3 protein-coding genes and 1 pseudogene are annotated in these 2,741 nt (G+C 47.0%); 2 read left to right on the top strand and 2 right to left on the bottom strand.

What is annotated here, in order from left to right:
• Positions 1-360: 360 nt before the first annotated feature.
• Together C7R93_RS29355 and C7R93_RS29350 are read right to left on the bottom strand one after the other, a co-directional pair.
• Entirely contained in the window at positions 361-1,056 is a 696-nt protein-coding gene (locus C7R93_RS29355; RefSeq protein ID WP_106842105.1) for a metal-dependent hydrolase, read from the bottom strand.
• Between the two features lie 132 nt (positions 1,057-1,188).
• On the bottom strand, positions 1,189-1,383 hold the full coding sequence (locus tag C7R93_RS29350) for a DUF2642 domain-containing protein (RefSeq protein WP_106842104.1): 195 nt from the start codon (positions 1,381-1,383) through the stop codon (positions 1,189-1,191).
• A 283-nt stretch (positions 1,384-1,666) separates the two neighbouring features.
• On the opposite strand from C7R93_RS29350, the gene C7R93_RS29345 reads away from it, so the two are divergent.
• Entirely contained in the window at positions 1,667-2,257 is a 591-nt protein-coding gene (locus C7R93_RS29345) for a MerR family transcriptional regulator (protein ID WP_106842103.1), read from the top strand.
• Positions 2,258-2,535: 278 nt separating this feature from the next.
• A pseudogene (locus tag C7R93_RS29340) lies at positions 2,536-2,741 on the top strand (ferrichrome ABC transporter substrate-binding protein); the annotation flags it as partial.

Genomic DNA, 2,741 nt, shown 5'->3' with positions numbered 1-2,741 from the left:
TTCTCCTGTTTCCTCTACGAGCTGTCATTGTTATACGGGTTTTAAAGCCTTAAAAGATTGAAGAACGTAATCAGTTATAACAGAGAAGAATATTTCCAGACGTAGCGACTTGTGGAGTCCTACCGAGCGGAGAAGGGATTCGCGGGCAAAAGAAACGCAACGTGCCCGTGCTACGAAGCGGCTACCACTTTTGCGTTTCCCCGCGAATCCCTTCGGAGCGGACAGTGCATGCTCCCCCGTGGGACGGAGCCTGGAGCCTAGACTGGAAATATTCTTCTCCCCACCGCAGCCCCATACTAGAAACTCCATAAAAAAACCGCTAATCTCAACTTCCTTAGATTAGCGGTTCTATGTATCGTGTTATGGCAGACGCAATGTCTCCCCTGGCTTCAATGCCTTGCCTCTGATGTCTTTCTCTGCCAGCTCAGCTACGAATGCTTCCCCATCCTGCTTGATCGGAGGGAATGTATCGTAATGAATCGGCACAACAAAATCTGCTTGTACCCACTCAGCAGCCACGAGTGCATCCTCAGGTCCCATTGTGAACACATCTCCAATCGGCAGGAACGCCAAATCGATGTTATGGAACTCTCCGATCAGCTTCATGTCACCGAACAGTCCTGTGTCCCCTGCGTGATAGATCGTTTTTCCACCCAGCTCGATCACAAAGCCCGCTGGCATTCCCATGTATACGATTTGTTTCTCATCATCCAGCACGACACCAGAGCTGTGGAAAGCCTGTGTCATTTTCACTTTTCCAAATGGAAGTTTGACAGAGCCTCCCAGATTCATCGAGATGGTCTTGACTCCCTGCCAGCTTAAATAGGTAGCAAGCTCATGGGTTGCAACGATTGTCGCATCGTTTTTCTTGGCTAACTCTACCGCATCCAGAATATGATCTTGGTGTCCATGTGTCAGAAGGATGTACTGGACAGAGATGTCTTCTAGCTTGGTTGCTGCCACTGGGCTTCCAGAAATAAATGGATCAATCATGATCGAATGCCCTTCACTTGTTACCTGCACGGAAGAATGTCCGTGAAACCGAATATCCAACATAGTGGTACCCCCTCTATTCGCAGCGTTTTTCAGTCCCTTTTATGTTACCATGCCGCAGGGTGTAAAGAATAGGAAAGGCCGTCGATCACTCGACAGCCTGAGAAACAAACCCTACTTTTATACGTTTAGGTCTTAGCAATCGCCGTCATGTTCTGTAACGGCAACAATTTTCGAATTGCGAATAATGGTGCGGTTGTTACCATTGTTTTCGCGCAGAATAATGGTGGACGATTTTACCTCTACCAATCTGCCAAAAAAAGTGCCATCTACAGTTTCAACCTTAACATTTTTGCCTTCAAACTTTTTTACTTGGTCTCTGAATGCCATGGTCAATCCCTCCTTCTCATGCATCGTATGTACATTTGGCACAGCCCTACTGAGCACATGCGGAGTTCAAGAGAAAATGTACTTGTACCCGTCCGTCATTTGTCCTTATTTTGCTCTACACTCTCTTACCAACTTTGTCGTCTGGTGACATAATGACGCCAAAAGAGCCCGCCGTTTACGAACACTGTGAGATTTTGTCGCACGATTCCAAAAGGAAAACCATTTTCACGTACAGAAACGGTATAGGAAGAGATGAGCGGACTTTCGTAGAGGAGGGATTTCCATGGGAGAGGTTATCGAATTATTGGCACGGGAGAGAACGTACAGTGGCAGAGATGTTGCAGGACTGTTAGGTATTGGGGCGAGTACCTTGCGAAAGTGGAGCATGCTCTTGGAACAGCACGGCTACTGGTTTTTGCGGGATAGTCAGAATCGTCGCGAGTACAGGCAGGTAGATATTACGTGTCTTCAGCGATTTTATAGCCTAACAAAGGATCAACTCATTCCACAAGATGAGGCTGCCCGAATGGTTGCTACGCAAAGCTCGCCTGAACCTGCCCGAAAGGAAACGGCCGTTGCGGTTGCATTCCCCCCTGTTTCCTCACATCTGGCTTTGAACCACTCTGCCATTGAAGAGCTGGATGAAAAGCTGCATGTCTTGGCTTCCCATGTCCAGCAACAGGACGTTGCGTACTTAGCGCTGTTAGCACGTGTAGAAAAGCAGGAAACCTATATTACCAACAATCTGAAGGAACGGGATCGCCGCTTGACCAAGGCAATGAATGACATCATGGATGCCAAAATCGAGTTAGCCAAAATCAGAGACGCTGAACGGAAAACATCGATTTGGCAGAAGCTTTTTCGGATGCGCTAGGCGGCAGCAAGATTTAGATTGTCGCTTTATTTTTTCTCGCTGCCCGGACATCTCGCTTACGAAATTGCCAGACCCCCATGATAAACGCTCCGGGCAGCCTTCGCTCTTGCCACAGCCCCCCTCTACTTTTCCTCTTTTTTCCGCGGTTTTTCTCCTATTTTCGCCATTCTTTTCTATGGAAAATTCTTATTGATAATAGTAATCATTCTCTATATAATCATAATCGTTCCAATAGATATTGATTCTCATTATCATAAATTTTCAGGAGGCTACGTACATTGAAACACGCAGGATGGAAAACCGGGATGATTGCTTTGCTACTGACAGGTGTAGTTGGATGCAGCAGTTCAGCGTCCCCCGCAGCTGTCACACAACAATCTGCTACCAGCTCACAGTCGGACTCGTCGACATCAAGTCAACAAGCCGTTCATACAATCAGCGTAGATGAAAAGAAAGTGGAAGAGCTACTCACCCAATTTAAAAC

It is taken from the genome of Brevibacillus fortis (genome assembly GCF_003013395.1).
GTDB classification, from domain to species: domain Bacteria; phylum Bacillota; class Bacilli; order Brevibacillales; family Brevibacillaceae; genus Brevibacillus; species Brevibacillus fortis.
The sequence above is the reverse complement of the archived record's forward strand: the minus strand, read 5'-3'. Positions and strand labels throughout refer to the sequence as shown.

Coding starts and splice junctions, on each gene's coding strand:
- C7R93_RS29355 (WP_106842105.1), bottom strand. CDS start 1,056: ATGTTGGATATTCGGTTTCACGGACATTCTTCCGTGCAGGTAACAAGT.
- C7R93_RS29350 (WP_106842104.1), bottom strand. CDS start 1,383: ATGGCATTCAGAGACCAAGTAAAAAAGTTTGAAGGCAAAAATGTTAAG.
- C7R93_RS29345 (WP_106842103.1), top strand. CDS start 1,667: ATGGGAGAGGTTATCGAATTATTGGCACGGGAGAGAACGTACAGTGGC.